The organism is Streptomyces sp. NPDC091209 (assembly GCF_044757755.1).
GTDB lineage: Bacteria > Actinomycetota > Actinomycetes > Streptomycetales > Streptomycetaceae > Streptomyces.
Genome location: NZ_JBIVVR010000003.1, coordinates 81,239 through 97,850 on the forward strand (window position 1 = coordinate 81,239; position 16,612 = coordinate 97,850).

Genomic DNA, 16,612 nt, shown 5'->3' on the forward strand with positions numbered 1-16,612 from the left:
CGCGGGGACCCACGGCCCGAGACGCGCGGGGACCCACGGCCCGAGACGCGCGGGGACCCACCGCCAGAGACACGGCGGGGACCCACGGCCCGAGACGCGCGGGGACCCACGGCCCGAGACGCGCGGGGACCCACGGCCCGAGACGCGCGGGGACCCACCGCCAGAGACACGGCGGGGACCCACGGCCCGAGACACGGCGCACGCGGTGGACCCGATGCCTCGCGACGCGGCGGACGCGGTGGACCGCATGTCTCGCGACGCGGGCGCTACGGCGTCCTGTCCAGGAGCAGTACCGCCACGTCGTCCGCCAGTTCCCCGCCGTTCAGTTCGCGGGCCTCGTTCACCGCCGCGCGCAGCAACTCCTCGCCCTGGAGTCCCTGGGCGAGCTGGCGGCGGACCATCGCCACCATGCCGTCCAGGCCCAGGCGTTCGTTGCCCACGCCGGTGTGGCCCTCGATCAGACCGTCGGTGTAGAGCATCAGGCTCCACGCGGCACCCAGTTCCACCTGCATGCGCGGCCAGCGGGCGTTCGGGAGCAGACCGAGCGCGGGCCCGTTGTTCTCGTACGGCAGCAGTTGGGCGGGCCGGCCCGGACGGGCGATCAGCGGCGACGGGTGACCGGCGAGGCAGAGCCCGGCGCGGCGGCCGTCCGGCGCGATGTCCACGGTGCACAGCGTCGCGAAGATCTCGTCGTTCTCGCGCTCGTGCTCCAGGACCTGCTGCAGCGTGGACAGGAGTTCGTCTCCGCACAGGCCCGCGAACGTCAGCGCGCGCCAGGCGATGCGCAGTTCCACACCGAGCGCCGCCTCGTCGGGCCCGTGCCCGCAGACATCGCCGATCATCGCGTGCACCGTGCCGTCGGCCGTGCGCACGGTGTCGTAGAAGTCCCCGCCGAGCAGCGCGCGGGAGCGGCCCGGACGGTAACGCGCGGCGAAGCGCAGCGGGGAGCCCTCCAGCAGCGGGGTCGGCAGCAGACCGCGCTCCAGACGGGCGTTCTCCTGGGCGCGCAGCTTGGACTCGGTGAGTCGCCGCTCGGCCTTGTCGGAACGTTTCCTCTCCACCGCGTACCGGATCGCGCGGCTGAGCAGCCGGCTGTCCAGCTCGTCGCGGAAGAGGTAGTCCTGGGCGCCGACGCGTACCGCCTCGGTGCCGCGCTCGGCGTCGCCGGACGCGGTGAGCGCGAGGACGGCGTGGCCGGGCGCGAGGCGCAGGACGTGCTTGAGCGTCGCCAGCTCGTCGGCGCCGTCCGCCGCCCGGCCGGGCGCGGGCAGCGCGAGGTCGAGCAGGATGCAGTGGACGTCGTCGGTGAGCAGCCGCTCGGCCTCGGTGAGGTTGCGGGCGGTACGGATCCGGATCGGCTTGCCGGCCGCGTCGAGCATTTCGGGCACGCCGAGCGAACCCGCCGGGTCGTCTTCGATGACCAGGAGAGTCAGGTTGGTGGTGCCGGCGATCGGGGTCGTGGTGCGGGCTTCCGGTGCTGTCCCGGCGGGGCCGCCGGTGATGTCTCCGGATGGGCCGCCGGGTGAGAACACGGCTTGAGCCTGACCACTTTCCACGGCCGGGATCGCTCTCTGCCGCGGTACGGGTACGGGCATCGTCTGGGTTCCTTCCCTCCCCCCGAGGGCGTGGTGGTCGAAGGACCTCGACCCACCGACGGGGACCATAGCGCCCGCCGGTGCCGCAACGGAATGGCGGACGGCGCGGCGTCCGGCGAAGGGCCACCGTCATATGCCGCATCCCGTAACGCACTTGGACAGGACGCGGTTCCGTCAGGGATGACGAAGGTCACGTCCCCGGGGTTGCGAGGGTGGGGCAACCGTGCTGTGCGTCACGTGCGGCGCGTCACGCGTGCCGTGGCATCGCGTGACGCCTCTCGCGGTTCGCGGTTTTGGGCACGTTGCAGGGCGTTCTGTGCGGTGACGCGCGGGTGACGTGCGCGGCGTCCTGCGCGTCTCGTCCTACGCGCCCTGCTGCGCGCCCCGACCTGCGCGTCCCGTCCTACGCGTCCGGCCGTACGACGCCGAGGATCTGCATCGAACCCGCCCCCGTGATCGTGATCGTGCGTCCGGGGCGCGGGGCGTGCACGATCGCGCCGTCCCCTATGTACATCCCGACATGGCTGGCGTCGTCGAAGTAGATGATCAGGTCCCCTGGGCGCATGTCCTTGATGTCGACGTGCTTGAGCTGCTTCCACTGCTCCTGCGAGGTGCGGGGGATGGGGTGACCGGCCGCCGCCCAGGCCTGTGAGGTGAGCCCCGAGCAGTCGAAGGTCCTCGGGCCCTCGGCGCCCCATTCGTACGGCTTGCCGATCTGGTCGGTCGCGAACTTCACGGCCTTCTTGCCCTGCTCGGACGCGTCACTCTTGATGTCCGCGAGGACGCCGGAGCTCAGCCAGACCGACTGCGCCTGGTACGCGGCCTCCTCCTCCAGCTTCGCCAGCCGTTCCTTCTCCTTCTTCTCCAGCCGGGACTCCAGCTTCTCGGCGTCGGAGATCCGCTGCTTGATCTTCTTCTTGGCCTCGGCCCTGGCCTCGCGGTCGCCCTCCAGCTTCCGCCACTGCGCGGAGGCGTCTTTCGCGTACTGCTGCAAGTCCTGCTGGGTGCGCGCCATCTCGTCGAGCAGTCCCTTGGTGGCGTGCTCGCCCTGCCGCACCCGTCCCGCGCCGTCGAGGAACTCCTGCGGGTCGTTGCTGAGCCACAGCCGCGCCTCGGGCGGCAGCCCGCCGCCCCGGTACTGCGCTCGGGCCGCGGCGCCCGCGCGGTCCTTCAACTCGTCCAGCCGCGCCTGGCCCTTGACGATCTCCTGGGCCAGACCGATGATCTCGGCGGACTGCTTCTGGGCCTTCTCCTCGGCGGCGTTGTACGCGTCCGTGGCGACCGCCGCGTCGTGGTAGAGCTTGTCCAGCTTCTTGCGGACGGCTTCAAGGTCCTTGGTGCTCACGGGAACCGGGATCGCCGTGGGAGTTCTGGGCGGCGCCGGTTTCGGTGCCGGGCTCGCGTAGGCCGTCCCTGGTGACGCCAGTACCACGCAGGCACATGCGCAGGCCAGGGCCATGGCCGCCGTGGTCAGGCTCCCCTTGCCGGATCCCATTACTCCGCCCCCAAACTGATTTACCGTCAGTAACATACGGACGCCTGGGGGATCGTGCCATGTCGACGCGCAATGCGACAGAGCCGGGCAAGAACTCCCTTCCCCTCGCGTGCGAGGCGGGCACGAACTCCCTTCCCCCGGGCCCGCTTCGGCATGACGATCTCATTCCCCCGCCTGTGTGACGTGCGACTCACCGAGATCGTTCCCCGCAGGACACGCACTCGCCGCCTCCCGGCCGCCTGGGCGGATCGGTTCGGCGTTCCGTGCCGATCGGCTCGGCGTCCCTGTGCCGATCGACTCGCCGTTCCGCGCCGATCAGTTCGCCGTTCCCGCGCGGGCCGATGAGTTCGCCGTTCCCGCGCGGGCCGATGAGTTCGCCGTTCCCGCGCGGGCCGATGAGTTCGCGGTTCCCGCGCGGGCCGATCGGTTGGACGCTTCTGGGCGGATCGGCTCGGGCGCTCGTGCGCCGATCAGCTCGGGCGCTCGTGGGCCGATCGGCTCGTGGCTCCTGGTCCGTCCGGTCCGCACCGCGCCGGGCGCTGTCGTGGTCCGCGGGGTGTGCGGCGCCCGGTCAGGTGCGGGGTGCCAACGCCTCCCAGCGCACGGTCACTTCGCCCTGGCGCCAGCGTGCGATCCCGTCCGTGACCGGCCAGTCGGCCGTCAGGTCGCGGACCGTGCGTATCCAGCGCTGCCGGGCGCCGTACGCGGCGTACGGCGCGGCTGCCGCCCAGGCGCGGTCGAAGTCGCGCAGGAAGGTGTGCACGGGCTCGCCCGGAACATTGCGGTGGATGAGCGCCTTCGGCAGCCGTTCGGCCAGGTCGGACGGACGGTCGAGCGAGCCGAGCCGGGTGGCGAACGTGACCGTGCGCGGGCCTTCCGGGCCGAGGGCGACCCACACGTGCCGACGGCCGATCTCGTCGCAGGTGCCCTCGACGAGCAGTCCGCCCCGGGAGCCGCGGCCGGCCGGCGCGAGCCGCGCGCAGAGCCGCCGCCAGACGTCGGCGACCTGTTCCTCGTCGTACTGGCGCAGGACGTTCGCGGCCCGGATCAGGTGCGGCCGGCCCGGCACCGGGACCTCGAAGCCACCGTGCCGGAAGGCGAGACCCTCGCGTTCGTACGGGCGGGCGGCGGCGACCCGTGCCGGTTCGATCTCGACGCCGAAGACATGGGTGCGGGGTGCGGCGGCGCGCAGCCGGGTCAGCAGCTCGACCGCCGTCCAGGGCGCGGCGCCATAGCCGAGGTCGACCGCCACCGGCTCCGGCGTCCTGCGGAGTTCGGCGCCGTGCACCGCCGCGATCCAGCGGTCCATGCGGCGCAGCCGGTTGGGGTTCGTCGTCCCGCGCGTCACCGTACCCACGATGGGGGTACCCCTGCTCGAGCGAAGCCGAGAGGGAGGGAGGGGCGCTGCGCGGGTTGTCATGCGTACGAGAGTAGGCGGCCCCGGCGGGGGCCGGGCGACCCTGTGGACAACCCTGAGGACGCCTGCGGCCCGCTGTGGAAAACCTGGCGGAACCCGGGCGGGAACCCGGCCAGGAACCTGACGGGAACCCGGCGGAGACCGTGGCCGAGAACCCGCGAGAACGCCGACGGAGACGCTGGGGAAACCCTTGCGCAATCCCTGGCCGGCAGGGAAGCAGACGCATCGTGGGATCGAACGGTTGAGCGATCAATGGTAATGATTCGGCAAAGGGGAAATGGGGCGGACACCTCCGGCGTTCCATCACCTGGAGGGCGTGACACGTCCTCCGGCAGGCATGCCCGGAGCGAGGAGGAACGCCACGTGAGCCAGTACGTGAGCAGGCTCGGGCGTCGCTCTCCGGCGGCACCCTCACGGCTCAGGCTGCATCGCAGGCCCCGTCGCGTGGCGATGCTCTCCGTGCACACCTCGCCCCTGCACCAGCCGGGCACCGGCGACGCGGGCGGGATGAACGTATACATCGTCGAACTCGCCCAGCGCCTCGCCGCGATCAACATCGAGGTCGAGATCTTCACGCGGGCCACCACGGCGGCCCTCCCGCCGAGCGTCGAGCTGGCTCCGGGTGTCCTCGTCCGGCACGTCGACGCCGGTCCCTACGAAGGCCTCGCCAAGGAAGACCTCCCCGCCCAGCTGTGCGCCTTCACCCACGGCGTCATGCAGGCCTGGGCAGGTCACCGCCCCGGCTACTACGACCTCGTGCACTCGCACTACTGGCTCTCCGGCCACGTCGGCTGGCTGGCCGCCGAGCGCTGGGGCGCGCCCCTGGTGCACGCGATGCACACCATGGCCAAGGTCAAGAACGCGGCGCTGGCCGAGGGCGACACCCCCGAGCCCGCCGCCCGCGTCATCGGCGAGACCCAGATCGTGCGCGCCGCCGACCGCCTCATCGCGAACACCGCGGAGGAGGCCGACGAACTCGTACGCCATTACGGAGCGCAGGCCGGCAAGGTCGCCGTCGTCCACCCGGGCGTCAATCTCGACCGCTTCCGGCCCGCCGACGGCCGCGCCGCCGCCCGCGCCCGGCTCGACCTGCCGCAGGACGCTCTGATCCCCCTCTTCGCCGGCCGCATACAGCCCCTGAAGGCGCCCGACGTGCTGCTCCGCGCGGTCGCCGTGTTGCTCGACGAGCGCCCGGAACTGCGCCGCAGGATCGTCGTCCCCGTGGTGGGCGGTCCGAGCGGCAGCGGGCTCGCCAAGCCCGAAGGGCTCCAGAAGCTGGCCGCGCGGCTGGGCATCGCCGATGTCGTGCGGTTCCGGCCGCCCGTCGGACAGGATCAGCTCGCGGACTGGTTCCGGGCCGCGTCCGTGCTGGTCATGCCCTCGTACAACGAGTCCTTCGGGCTCGTCGCCATCGAGGCCCAGGCGGCCGGTACGCCGGTGCTCGCGGCCGAGGTGGGCGGCCTGCCGGTGGCCGTGCGCCACCAGGAGACCGGCTTCCTGGTTCCCGGCCACCATCCCGCCGACTACGCGCGCGTGCTGGGCGAATTCGCCGACGACGAGACGCTCGTGACCCGTATGGGTGCCGCCGCGGCGCGGCACGCGGAGCAGTTCGGCTGGGACACCGCGGCGGCGGCCACGGCGGACGTGTACACGGCGGCGACCCAGGACCACCGACGTGGGATCCGGGCGTCCCACGCCTGACGACGCGTCCCGCTCCTGCCCCGCGCGGTCCGTCCGGCGGCGGCGTTTTACGCCTGATGGCGGCTCCCTACACCGGACGGCGGTGCCGCGCCTGCCCCCGCGCGGGTCTGCCGGACGGCGGTGCCGCGCCTTGACCCCTCGCGGGTCTGCCCAACGGCGGCTTCCTACGTCTGATGGCGGTGCAGTACCTGACCCGCGCGGGTCTGCCCGCCGCCGGCGTCCTACGTCTGATGGCGGCTGTCCATGCCCGACGGCGGTGCCGTGCCTGACCCCTCGCGGGTCCGTCCGGCGGCGTCCTACGTCTGATGGCCGGTGCCCATGCCCGATGGCGGGGCCGCGTCTGGCCCGCGCGGTCCGTCCGGCGGGTGCGTCCCGCGGCTCGTTGGTGGTTCCGCGCCCGGCTCCTGGGCCGCGCGAACAGTGGCCGCACCCCGTCTGACCGGCGCGTCGCCCCCGCCGCGGGTCACGTACGCTCGCCTCATGGCTGACGCAGCGTCGATCATCGAGCGGGTCCTCACCGAGGCCGAGTTGGAGTGGGAGAGCCCCGGGGCGGGCTCGTACGTCGTGAAACTGCCCGGCACCCGCAAGCTCTCGACGACGGTCTCGCTGATCGTCGGCAAACACTCGCTGTCGCTGAACGCCTTCGTGATCCGCCACCCCGACGAGAACCACGAAGAGGTTCACCGCTGGCTCCTGGAGCGCAACCTCAAGCTCTACGGGGTCGCCTACGCGGTCGACTCCCTGGGTGACGTGTACCTGGTCGGCAAGCTGCCGCTGACCGCCGTCACCCCGGAGGAGGTCGACCGTCTCCTCGGGTCCGTCCTCGAAGCCGCCGACGGCTCCTTCAACACGCTCCTGCAACTCGGTTTCGCCTCCGCGATCCGCAAGGAGTACGCCTGGCGGGTGGCCCGCGGCGAGTCGACGCGCAATCTGGACGCGTTCACACATCTGACCCAGCGGCCCTCACGCAGCGCCCCGCCAACTGACCGCTGCCCTCCGTGAATTAAGCATTACGTGACCCCTTCCGTGCCCGGGGTTGGCGTGGCATGCTCGCCGCCGACGCAGATCTGAACGTCGTTCACATCCATGAAAAGTCGCATGAGGCCGCATGAGCGCCACATGGAAGGGCGGACGGGCATGACCGACAGGAACGGATACGCGGGGATCACCAGACGGGCCCTGCTCGGCAGTGCCACGGCCGTGGCGGCCACCGCCGTGACCGGCACGACGGCGGCGACGGCGGCCGCATCGCCCGGAGCCACGGCGGCAGTGCCGTCACCCGCGCGGGCGACGGCCGTCGCGACCTCCGGGGGCGCCCCGGGAACACCCGCCCGGCCGGGCGGCGAAGTCCCTGCGCTCTGGCGCGAGTTCACCCGCTCCCCGTTCACCCACCCGCAGATCCCGTACGTCGGCAGGTCCGGTGCGCGCGGCGGGGCGGCGCGCTTCCCCCGCCGCCCCGTCGTGGCCGACATCCGTGACCACGGCGCCGTCGCCGACGACGGAACGACGGACTGCGCTCCCGCGATCAACCGTGCCATCGCCGCTGCCGGAAGGGCCGGCGGTGGCACGGTCACCCTCCCCGCCGGAACGTTCCGCATCGACGACCTGATCCACATCGGTCACTCGAACGTGGTCCTCCGGGGCGCCGGCAGCGGCCGTACGACGCTGTACGCGACCAGGAACCTCACCGAACTGATCGGGGTCTACGGATCCCGCTACGGCGGCGACAAGTCGTCCTGGTCCTGGGCCGGAGGCCTCATCTGGCTCGCCCCCACGGCCCGTTGGGACTCCCTCGTCGCCGCCATCAGGGCGAAGGCGTGGCCCTTCGAGGGCTGGACCGGCAACGGACGCGACGCCTGGCAGACCCTCACGACCGTCGAGCCCGCACGCCAGGGATCCTGGACGGTCACCGTCGCGGACGCCTCGAAACTGCGCCCCGGCACGCTCGTCCTCCTCCGTCTCGCCGACGACGCCGACCACACCCTCCTGGAACACATGTCGGGCGACGGACCCGGACCCGAGGCGTACTTCTGGGACGACAAGACGAAACTGACCTCGTACGTGCCCTACGAGTGGCCCGTCCGCGTCGCGCGTGTGCGCGGCCGGAGGGTGACCCTCGAACGCCCCCTCCCGCTCGACGTACGCCCGGAGTGGGATCCGCGGCTGACCACGCACGTCGAGGAATTGACGGGCTCGGGGGTGGAGGGGCTGACCCTGGAGGCGGTGGAGACACCGCAGTCCCCGCACCTCCTCGACAAGGGCTACAACGGTGTCGTCCTGCAATGCGCCTACGACTGCTGGGTGGACGACGTCACGGTCCGCCACGTCGACAACGGATTCGGCCTCGTCGCCGCCTCAGCCTGCACCCTGCGCCGCACGACCGTCGCCGGACGCGGTTCGCACCATCCGTACTTCTGCCGCGAGGGCTCGCACGACAACCTGATCGTGGACTTCACCGTCGAGGAGCGCACCGTCCCCGCGCCCGCCGGAACCCAACTGCACGGCATCAACGTCGAGGGCCTGTCCTCGTACAACGTATGGTCGCGCGGCGACATGCGGATGGGCACCTTCGACTCCCACCGCGGACTGCCCTTCGCGAACGTCCGCACCGACATCACCGTCGACAACGACGGTCGGCACGGCGGCGACGCCTCCGCCGGGCCCCTGTTCGGCGCGCGCTTCACCCACTGGAACATCCGGGTCACCAACGGCCGCGCCGGCCTCGTGAAGATCGACGGCCTCGCCCCCCGCAGCGCAACCGTCGGCGTCAACGAGGTCACCGAGTTCGACCAGATCGACGTACCCGACTTCACCGGGGACCTGCGTTCCCGACTGGAGCTGTACGGCACGACGGACGTCGTCCGGCCGCGCAATCTGTACGAGGCCCAGCGCGATCTCTAGATCACGGCGCTTCCCCCGCCGGGCTCACGACCGTGCGTACCGTCCCGGGGTGACGCCCACCAACCGCCGGAAATGGCGGGTGAGATGGGACTGGTCGTAGAAGCCGGTCGCGGCGGCCACCTCGCCCGGTGGCCGTCCGTCCAGGAGCAGGCGGCGGGCACGGTCGACGCGGCGGGACATCAGGTACTGGTGCGGGGCGATGCCGAACGCGCCGCTGAACGCCCGGACCAGATGGGCGGGGTGGGCGGGCACGAGCCGTGCGGCCTCGTCGAGGGCGATCCCCTCGACGAGCCGTTCGTCGAGGAGCGCGCGCAGACGGTGGGCCAGCGGCCGGTCGGGGCGCGACAGCTCCTCGGCGGACCGGGGGCGCAGCAGACCCCGCAGCCGGTCCGCGATCAGCGTCAGTCTGCTGTCGGCCTCCAGTTCGTCCCCGGGGTGCGCGAGTGCCGTGTGCAACTGGCCGACCCGGCGGCGCAGTACGGGTTCCACCAGATCGGGCCCGTCCATCGCCGGTCCGATGAGGTCGTCGGCCAGGCGGGAACTGTCGAGGTAGAGGACCCGTTTGCGGAAGCCGTCCTCGGTGGCGGGCGCGCCGTTGTGCGGGATGTACGGCGGCAGCAGCGACACCGTGTCGTGCGGGGTGCCGTGCTGATGCCGGTCGAGGTCGTAGCGCACCGCGCCGTCGTCGACGATGAGCAGGGTCCAGGCCTCGTGCACGTGCATCGGGTACGCGTACTCGGTGTAGTGCGCGTGGAAGACCTCGACGATGCCGGGGACGCTCGGGCGCCACGCGGATATCTCGCGCTGAGGGGCCATGCAAAGAACGTACAAGACGAGGGCGCACGCGGGTCGGCAGTCTCTTCGCATGAGCAGCGAGAACGACATGAGCCCGTCCGGTCCGGGCGCCGAGAGCGACATGAGCCCGTCCGGTCCGGGCGCCGAGAGCGACATGAGTCCGTCCGGTCCGGGCGCCGAGAGCGACACGAGCCCGTCCGGTCCGGGCGCCGAGAGCGACACGAGCCCGTCCGGCGCGGGCGCCGAGAGCGACATGGACCCTTCCGGTACCAGCGGCGCGAACAGCCGGATCGGGCTGAGTCCTTCGGGCGACGCACCCGTCCGCTTCGACACCAAGATCGCCGTCGTCCTGCGGGACGACCTGGAGCCCTGGCAGCGGCTCAATGTGACCGCCTTCCTCGTCAGCGGCCTGGGGACGGCGGTCTCCGAGGTGATCGGGGAGCCGTACGAGGACGCCGACGGGGTGTCCTACCTTCCGATGTTCCGGCAGCCCGTGCTGGTCTTCGAAGCGTCGAAGGAGACGCTGACCGCCGCCCACGGCCGCGCACTGTCCCGTGTGCTGCCCCGCTCGGTCTTCACGTCGGACCTGTTCACCACGGGAAACGACCGGGACAACCGCGCGGCCGTACGGGCCGTGCCGACCGGCGGACTGGACCTGGCGGGACTCGCGGTGTACGGGCCGCGGAACGCGGTGGACAAGGTGGTGAAGGGGGCGCGGATGCATCCGTGAGGTGCGGACGCTTTCCCGGAGGGCGCCTTTGCACCCTCCGGGCCCCGAGGCCGGGGTGTCCCGAGGTCGGGGTGTCCCTGGACCGGTTTCCTCAGGTCGGGATGACTCCGGCCCCGGCCCCGGCTCCGGCCCCGGCTCCGGCGCCCTGGGACGGCTCCCGCACGGAGTCCGGCGCGAACCCTCGTACAGGCTCCGGTACGGACTCCCGCACCGGCTCCCGCACCGACGACTCCTCCGCCGGGAGCCGGCGCATGAGCAGCCCGTACCCGAGCCCCGCCGCCGTACCGACCACCGCGCACAGCCCCCAGAGCCAGGCCGCGCCGAAGCGGTCGATGACGACACCCGACATCACCGGGGCGATGAGCGCGGCGAGGGCCCAGGAAAGCGTGTACATGCCCTGGTAGCGACCACGGCCGTGGACGGGGGAGAGACGGACGACGAGACCGGTCTGCGTCGGGGCGTTGACGATCTCGGCGAGGGTCCACACGCAGACGGTGAGCGTGAAGACCCCGACCGACCCGGCGAAGACGGTGAGCCCGAACCCGTACCCGGCGAGCAGCGACGAGATCACGAGCAGCCGCTTGGGGTCCCGGTGCTCGATGAAACGGGTGACCGGGATCTGGAGTGCGACGATGAGTACGCCGTTGACGGCCATCGCCGTGCCGTAGTCGGCCGGGGTGAAACCGGCCCTGCCCATGGCGACCGGCAGTCCGACGGAACCCTGCTGGAAGACGAGGGCGACGAGGAACGACAGCCCGACGACGCTCATGAACCGTCCGTCGCGCAGCACGGTCCCGAGCCCGACCGCGGGTTCCGTCTCCTTGGCCGCCTGTACGGGCCTGGACTCCGGGAGCTTCGCGAAGACGACGAGTGCGCAGACGAGGGTCATGCCGGCCTCGATGAGGAAGCCCGCGAGGTAGCTGTATTCGGCGATGAAGCCGGCGCCCATCGAGGAGACGGCGAAACCGAGGTTGATGGCCCAGTAGTTGAGGGAGAAGGCGCGGACGCGGTCCTCGGGCCGGACGATGTCGGCCATCATCGCCTGCACGGCGGGCCGGGAGGCGTTGCTGGCCATGCCGACCAGGAAGGCGACCGCGGCGATGGCCACCGGGTCGTGCATGAAGCCGAGCAACGCGACCGAGCCGGCCGTCGACACCTGCGCGACGAGCAGGGTGGGCCGCCGGCCGAACCGGTCGGTCATCACTCCTGCGGCGAGCGAGGAGACCACGCCGCCGAGGCCGTGCAAGGACGCGACCAGACCCGCGTACGAGGCGGAGTAGCCGCGGTCGAGGGTCAGATACAGGGCCATGAAGGTGGCGACGAAGGCCCCGAGCCGGTTGATCAGCGTGCTGGTCCACAGCCACCAGAACTCGCGGGGGAGCCCTGAGACGGTCTCCCGGACGGCACGTCTCATGACGGCGGCTGGCATGGATCCCCCACGGATGTAAGCGGCTCAGGCGGTGATCACAACTTACGAGGGAGCTGTCTCGGAGAGCCACTCAATTAACAGATGCCGTCAACTGAAGGACGCCGAAGTGGGGGCGGCGCGGCCAAGCGGGGGTTCCCGTGTCCGACTGATGGCCGGGGGCGCGAGCGGTCGCGGGGTTCGATTACGCTCGGAGCCATGGCCGACGCACCGTACAAGCTGATCCTCCTCCGCCACGGCGAGAGCGAATGGAACGCGAAGAACCTGTTCACCGGTTGGGTGGACGTCAACCTCAACGAGAAGGGCGAGAAGGAGGCAGTACGCGGCGGTGAGCTGCTCAAGGACGCCGGCCTGCTGCCCGACGTGGTCCACACCTCGCTCCAGAAGCGCGCGATCCGCACCGCGCAGCTGGCCCTGGAGTCCGCGGACCGCCAATGGATCCCGGTCCACCGCAGCTGGCGCCTGAACGAGCGTCACTACGGCGCCCTGCAGGGCAAGGACAAGGCCCAGACGCTCGCCGAGTTCGGCGAGGAGCAGTTCATGCTCTGGCGCCGCTCGTACGACACCCCGCCGCCGGCGCTCGACCGCGACTCCGAGTACTCCCAGTTCGACGACGCGCGCTACGCGGCGCTGCCGCCGGAGCTGCGCCCGCAGACGGAGTGCCTCAAGGACGTCGTCGTCCGCATGCTTCCGTACTGGTTCGACGGCATCGTCCCGGACCTGCTGACCGGCCGTACGGTCCTGGTCGCAGCCCACGGCAACAGCCTCCGCGCCCTGGTCAAGCACCTCGACGGCATCTCCGACGCCGACATCGCGGGCCTGAACATCCCCACCGGCATCCCCCTCTCCTACGAGCTGGACGCCGACTTCAAGCCCCTCAACCCGGGCGGCACCTACCTCGACCCGGACGCTGCAGCGGCGGCGATCGAGGCGGTCAAGAACCAGGGCAAGAAGAAGTAACCTCCGCGATCACGCCCTCGACCTGCGCTTATGGCGCGGATCGGGGCGTTTTCACGGCCTGGGCCCTCTGTGGGACCTCAGCGCGGCGGCTTCTGCGGCGGTCGGAGTGCCTCGCCGAGAGCCTTCCGGGCCCGGTCCCGGCTGCTCGGCATGAGGTGCGCGTACACCTTCAGCGTCAGACCCGGGTCGGAGTGCCCGAGGTACTCCGCGAGAGCCTTGATGCTCTCCCCAGCATCCAGAAGCACGGACGCGTAGAAGTGCCGCAGCGCGTGCATGCCGTTTTCACGGGATTCGGCGTACGGCTGTCCAGGCTCGGGGGACTGGGATGACCCCCCGGCGCCGGCCGGCGCCCGCTGCCCGTGGTGAGCTCCGCTGGGTCCTTGTGGGCCTACGCCCTGGCTGTCAAGATCATCGCCATGACCGCCCCGAGAGCTGCCCGGCGTGCCGCCGGTACGCAAAACGTCACCGATCTGCTTCTCGCCCTGACCTTCATCAGGCGTCGTACTCCCGCACAGGACGCCGCTGATCTGCTCCAGGGCCAAGTCTTCGAAGTGGCCGCGCTCAGTAAAACCATCGGCCGAACAGTTCTGTTGAACATCGGCAAGGGCCGACAGATACAGCACCTCAAGATAGGCACCCTGTTCGTTGCCCAAGGGCAGCCGCTGATGTGGCGGGAGCGCCGTACTGGCCAGGAGACGGTACTCAACGGTCCGTTCACGCTCACGCAGCTCGACAAGAAGCTCCCGCTGAACGGCAGGCTTTCGTTCTACGAGCTGAACACGGTTGATGGAAGCCATGAGGTGGCGCTGCCGAAGAAGGACGCCCCACTGGTTCTGATCGCGATAGGCCAGGATTTCTGAAGACGTAGGCCCTGCCGTGGAAGAGCGCTCGATGGTGACCAGCGTCGACAACTGCCGACAGCTCAGCGGCAGGTCAGAGCGGTGATCGATAAGGCGGCCGCAGGTCACGGCCGCCCATGGTCAGTTGTGGCTGAACAGGCGCCTACCAACCGGCCTTGCCTCAGTTCCCTTGCTCCTCGATCATGCCAATGGAGAACGGGAACGACTCCAGGAACTCGCGCCGCGCAGGGTTTTGCTCCGCTTCGGCCAAGTCCGCCACCACCTGCAAGAGCTTCTGCCGTTGGTCTGAGGAAAGTTGCAGGAGGGCCCCGCCCACACCCTCCATCATCTTCACCGCGGAGTCGGGATCCACTTCCTCATCCCCGCAGGTCTCCAGCCACCACACGACGTCGACGAGCAGGCCGGTGAGTGCCGGTACGAGCGGATCCCTGTCGGTCATGCGTGCAACTTAGCCGAGCCCTACGACACCGCCGCGTGGGTCGGTGAGTGTCTAGTAGCCACCGCGGCTGGAACCCAGGATCTGGGGCAGGTCAAACCTGTCACCCAAACCTGCAGCAGACCGGACGACGGGACGGTGACAGTTGCCGCTGAATGGGGTGTGCGCGGAGGGTTCCCCTCCTGGCCGGGGATTACCTCGCAGGAAATCGCGGAGTGCTGAGCGGGCGGCTACGTTCAGGTCGTCTCGCTGGAGCGAAGGAAGGAAGCGGACGTGCCCGCATATGGTTTTGCGCATCTCCATGACCGCCGTCACCACCCCGACGTCCTTGAGTACTTGGAACGCATCCAGGACACCCTCGACCCGTTTCACGGCCGCTTCCTGATCCACGGCCCGCCGACCGAGGTGGTGGAGGGGAAATGGCCGGGCAGCATGGTGCTGATCGAGTTCCCCGGCTTGACCGAGGCCCGCGCCTGGTACGCGTCCCCTGCGTACCAGGAAATCCTGCGGCTGCGGACCGACCACATTGACGGGGACCTTGTGCTGGTCGAGGGCGTCTCCTCCGGGTACGACCCGCGCGAGCGTGCGATGAAACTCAGGGCGGAGACGACCGGGGAACCGGCCTAGCACGCAGAGCAGGATCCCGGTGACCGACCTGAAAGGCGCGTCGTATCCCTCCATGAAGTCCGCATACGACCACTGCCTGGACAGAACCTTCCCCACCGTCTCGCCCCATGTTCGCGGGTGACCGATGGCCGCACCGGGGACGGCTCGTGGCGGTTACCGTGGGTGAATGGGAATGGATGTTCTGCGCTATGTGGCCTTCAGCGATGTTCCGGAGGGCGGAAACCCGGCCGGCGTGGTCCTGGACGCCGCCGGGGCCGATGAAGCCGCCATGTCGGCCGTCGCCGCCGAAATCGGATATTCCGAAACGGCCTTTGTGGTGCCCCGCGATGACGGCAGCCTGGACGTGAGGTACTTCAGCCCCCTCATGGAGGTGCCGTTCTGCGGCCACGCGACCGTGGCGACGGCGGTCGCGTACGCGCGGCGGCACGGAGTGGGGGAGTTGACGTTCCACACCCAGGCCGGTCCGGTACGGGTGTCCACCGCTCACCGCCCCGATGGGGCCGTGTCCGCGACGCTCGTGAGCGTACCCCCGAGGACCGCGCCGATCGCCTCGGCCGACCTGGCGGACCTGCTCGGGGCGCTGCGCTGGTCGGCCGACGAACTGGACCCGGGGTTGCCGCCGCGGGTCGCGTACGCCGGGGCGTGGCACCCGGTCATCGCCGCCGCGAGCCGCGAGCGTCTGGCCGTACTCGACTACGACACCGAGGCGCTTCCCAGGCTGATGAGCCGCCACGGCTGGACCACCGTCGACCTGGTGTGGCGGGAGTCCCCGTCCGTCTTCCACGCCCGTAATCCCTTCCCGACCGGGGGCGTCTTCGAGGATCCCGCCACCGGCGCGGCCGCCGCGGCGCTCGGTGGTTACCTACGCGATCTGGGGCTCGTCGATCCGCCGGTGACACTGACGATTCATCAGGGTGACGACATGGGGCGCCCGAGTGTCATCGGCGTCACCGTCCCCGGCGGTCTCGACACCGGTATCGCGGTCACCGGGACCGCTGTCGCCCTTTAGGCAGCCGGCATCTGGCCCGCCGCGGGCCGCTGTTGCGGAGGGTGGCGGAATGCCGGTGTGTGGGCGTCGGTCTCGGCACGGCAAGAGCCGACGGGCCCGAATTGAGCCCGGGGTCCCCGCCGGGTTCTCACCGGGCGGCGACGGTCGTACGGAGCCAGTCGGCCAGTGTGGAGAAGTCGTCCTCGGTCAGGCCCTTGGACGGGTCGACTCGGTGAAGCAGGGAAGGGCCCTCGTGCTGCGAGTCGACCCAGAACCGATCCACCGGGCCGATCTCGTCGTCGACCCAGACGAACGGGCGGCCGGCGGCCCACTCCACGAGGGTGCGGGTCTTCCAGTGAAGGCCACGCGGACCCTCGTCGGCGGTGGCCTCGGGCCACTCCACCACAGGCAGCCAGGGCAGTCCGATCCGTGGACCGACGGACGCGTTCGCCTCGTTCATCCACGTCGTGGCCCACACCAGCTCGCATCCCAGCGCCGTCAGACGCGGGCCCACGGTCGGATCGAGCCGCCCGAGCAGGGGATTTCCCGCTTCGGGGAGCGCTTCGGAGGCGGGGGCGGTGTCCGTGTCGGAGGCCCGGTGGTGACCGGGCCCTCCGCCGAGCGGGATGAGGGGGCCATCGACGTCGAGGAAGAGGATCGGGCGCCCCATCGCGTGTTCCC

15 protein-coding genes and 1 pseudogene are annotated in these 16,612 nt (G+C 70.8%); 8 read left to right on the forward strand and 8 right to left on the reverse strand.

Translation table 11 applies throughout. The annotated features are described in order from the left end of the window. Positions 1-266: 266 nt before the first annotated feature. The 3 genes from ACIQRL_RS10580 to ACIQRL_RS10590 form a co-directional block, all read right to left on the reverse strand. On the reverse strand, positions 267-1,595 hold the full coding sequence (locus ACIQRL_RS10580; RefSeq protein WP_401329779.1) for a PP2C family protein-serine/threonine phosphatase: 1,329 nt from the start codon (positions 1,593-1,595) through the stop codon (positions 267-269). A 403-nt stretch (positions 1,596-1,998) separates the two neighbouring features. Next, a complete protein-coding gene (locus ACIQRL_RS10585) occupies positions 1,999-3,090 on the reverse strand; it encodes an NlpC/P60 family protein (RefSeq protein ID WP_401329781.1) in 1,092 nt (363 codons plus the stop codon). A gap of 571 nt (positions 3,091-3,661) precedes the next feature. Continuing rightward, positions 3,662-4,447 (reverse strand): class I SAM-dependent methyltransferase, encoded by a 786-nt coding sequence (locus tag ACIQRL_RS10590; protein WP_401329784.1) that lies wholly within the window; start codon positions 4,445-4,447, stop codon positions 3,662-3,664. Between the two features lie 423 nt (positions 4,448-4,870). Between ACIQRL_RS10590 and mshA the strand changes: the two genes are divergently transcribed. The 3 genes from mshA (at position 4,871) to ACIQRL_RS10605 (ending at position 9,109) form a co-directional block, all read left to right on the forward strand. Next, on the forward strand, positions 4,871-6,208 hold the full coding sequence (gene mshA, locus ACIQRL_RS10595) for a D-inositol-3-phosphate glycosyltransferase (RefSeq protein ID WP_401329786.1): 1,338 nt from the start codon (positions 4,871-4,873) through the stop codon (positions 6,206-6,208). A gap of 480 nt (positions 6,209-6,688) precedes the next feature. Further along, positions 6,689-7,210 (forward strand): YbjN domain-containing protein, encoded by a 522-nt coding sequence (locus ACIQRL_RS10600; protein ID WP_401329788.1) that lies wholly within the window; start codon positions 6,689-6,691, stop codon positions 7,208-7,210. A gap of 135 nt (positions 7,211-7,345) precedes the next feature. After that, the gene (locus ACIQRL_RS10605) at positions 7,346-9,109 is read left to right on the forward strand and encodes a glycosyl hydrolase family 28-related protein (protein WP_401329791.1); all 1,764 of its coding nucleotides are present in this window, start codon (positions 7,346-7,348) and stop codon (positions 9,107-9,109) included. Positions 9,110-9,133: 24 nt separating this feature from the next. On the opposite strand, the gene ACIQRL_RS10610 is transcribed toward ACIQRL_RS10605, so the two are convergent. Next, positions 9,134-9,925, reverse strand: a complete 792-nt coding sequence (locus ACIQRL_RS10610) for an AraC family transcriptional regulator (protein ID WP_401329793.1) — start codon at positions 9,923-9,925, stop codon at positions 9,134-9,136. Positions 9,926-10,157: 232 nt separating this feature from the next. Here ACIQRL_RS10610 and ACIQRL_RS10615 point away from each other — a divergent pair, with 232 nt between their 5' ends. Then, entirely contained in the window at positions 10,158-10,634 is a 477-nt protein-coding gene (locus ACIQRL_RS10615) for a DUF2000 family protein (RefSeq protein WP_401330792.1), read from the forward strand. A 91-nt stretch (positions 10,635-10,725) separates the two neighbouring features. On the opposite strand, the gene ACIQRL_RS10620 is transcribed toward ACIQRL_RS10615, so the two are convergent. Next, a complete protein-coding gene (locus tag ACIQRL_RS10620; RefSeq protein WP_401329795.1) occupies positions 10,726-12,063 on the reverse strand; it encodes an MDR family MFS transporter in 1,338 nt (445 codons plus the stop codon). 195 nt (positions 12,064-12,258) lie between these two features. Here ACIQRL_RS10620 and ACIQRL_RS10625 point away from each other — a divergent pair, with 195 nt between their 5' ends. Then, positions 12,259-13,020, forward strand: coding sequence for a phosphoglyceromutase (locus ACIQRL_RS10625; RefSeq protein WP_401329796.1), 762 nt, complete (start codon positions 12,259-12,261; stop codon positions 13,018-13,020). 77 nt (positions 13,021-13,097) lie between these two features. Here the strand turns inward: ACIQRL_RS10625 and ACIQRL_RS10630 are convergent. Continuing rightward, positions 13,098-13,307 (reverse strand): annotated as a pseudogene (locus tag ACIQRL_RS10630) (tyrosine-type recombinase/integrase); the annotation flags it as partial. 129 nt (positions 13,308-13,436) lie between these two features. Here ACIQRL_RS10630 and ACIQRL_RS10635 point away from each other — a divergent pair. Then, positions 13,437-13,880, forward strand: a complete 444-nt coding sequence (locus ACIQRL_RS10635; RefSeq protein ID WP_401330865.1) for a hypothetical protein — start codon at positions 13,437-13,439, stop codon at positions 13,878-13,880. A 160-nt stretch (positions 13,881-14,040) separates the two neighbouring features. Here the strand turns inward: ACIQRL_RS10635 and ACIQRL_RS10640 are convergent, their stop codons facing one another. After that, the gene (locus ACIQRL_RS10640; protein WP_401329799.1) at positions 14,041-14,319 is read right to left on the reverse strand and encodes a hypothetical protein; all 279 of its coding nucleotides are present in this window, start codon (positions 14,317-14,319) and stop codon (positions 14,041-14,043) included. Positions 14,320-14,589: 270 nt separating this feature from the next. Between ACIQRL_RS10640 and ACIQRL_RS10645 the strand changes: the two genes are divergently transcribed. Then, positions 14,590-14,943: a DUF1330 domain-containing protein gene (locus tag ACIQRL_RS10645; protein WP_401329802.1), complete on the forward strand. Its 354-nt coding sequence runs from the start codon at positions 14,590-14,592 to the stop codon at positions 14,941-14,943. 172 nt (positions 14,944-15,115) lie between these two features. Then, positions 15,116-15,952 (forward strand): PhzF family phenazine biosynthesis protein, encoded by an 837-nt coding sequence (locus ACIQRL_RS10650; RefSeq protein WP_401330794.1) that lies wholly within the window; start codon positions 15,116-15,118, stop codon positions 15,950-15,952. Between the two features lie 127 nt (positions 15,953-16,079). On the opposite strand, the gene ACIQRL_RS10655 is transcribed toward ACIQRL_RS10650, so the two are convergent. Continuing rightward, positions 16,080-16,601, reverse strand: a complete 522-nt coding sequence (locus ACIQRL_RS10655; RefSeq protein WP_401330796.1) for an HAD domain-containing protein — start codon at positions 16,599-16,601, stop codon at positions 16,080-16,082. Positions 16,602-16,612: the final 11 nt, after the last annotated feature.

What these genes read in the sequence shown, in the direction of transcription:
- ACIQRL_RS10580 (WP_401329779.1), bottom strand. Translation starts at nt 1,595, where the DNA reads ATGCCCGTACCCGTACCGCGGCAGAGAGCGATCCCGGCCGTGGAAAGT.
- ACIQRL_RS10585 (WP_401329781.1), bottom strand. Translation starts at nt 3,090, where the DNA reads ATGGGATCCGGCAAGGGGAGCCTGACCACGGCGGCCATGGCCCTGGCC.
- ACIQRL_RS10600 (WP_401329788.1), top strand. Translation starts at nt 6,689, where the DNA reads ATGGCTGACGCAGCGTCGATCATCGAGCGGGTCCTCACCGAGGCCGAG.
- ACIQRL_RS10605 (WP_401329791.1), top strand. Translation starts at nt 7,346, where the DNA reads ATGACCGACAGGAACGGATACGCGGGGATCACCAGACGGGCCCTGCTC.
- ACIQRL_RS10610 (WP_401329793.1), bottom strand. Translation starts at nt 9,925, where the DNA reads ATGGCCCCTCAGCGCGAGATATCCGCGTGGCGCCCGAGCGTCCCCGGC.
- ACIQRL_RS10615 (WP_401330792.1), top strand. Translation starts at nt 10,158, where the DNA reads ATGGACCCTTCCGGTACCAGCGGCGCGAACAGCCGGATCGGGCTGAGT.
- ACIQRL_RS10620 (WP_401329795.1), bottom strand. Translation starts at nt 12,063, where the DNA reads ATGCCAGCCGCCGTCATGAGACGTGCCGTCCGGGAGACCGTCTCAGGG.
- ACIQRL_RS10625 (WP_401329796.1), top strand. Translation starts at nt 12,259, where the DNA reads ATGGCCGACGCACCGTACAAGCTGATCCTCCTCCGCCACGGCGAGAGC.
- ACIQRL_RS10635 (WP_401330865.1), top strand. Translation starts at nt 13,437, where the DNA reads ATGACCGCCCCGAGAGCTGCCCGGCGTGCCGCCGGTACGCAAAACGTC.
- ACIQRL_RS10640 (WP_401329799.1), bottom strand. Translation starts at nt 14,319, where the DNA reads ATGACCGACAGGGATCCGCTCGTACCGGCACTCACCGGCCTGCTCGTC.
- ACIQRL_RS10650 (WP_401330794.1), top strand. Translation starts at nt 15,116, where the DNA reads ATGGATGTTCTGCGCTATGTGGCCTTCAGCGATGTTCCGGAGGGCGGA.
- ACIQRL_RS10655 (WP_401330796.1), bottom strand. Translation starts at nt 16,601, where the DNA reads ATGGGGCGCCCGATCCTCTTCCTCGACGTCGATGGCCCCCTCATCCCG.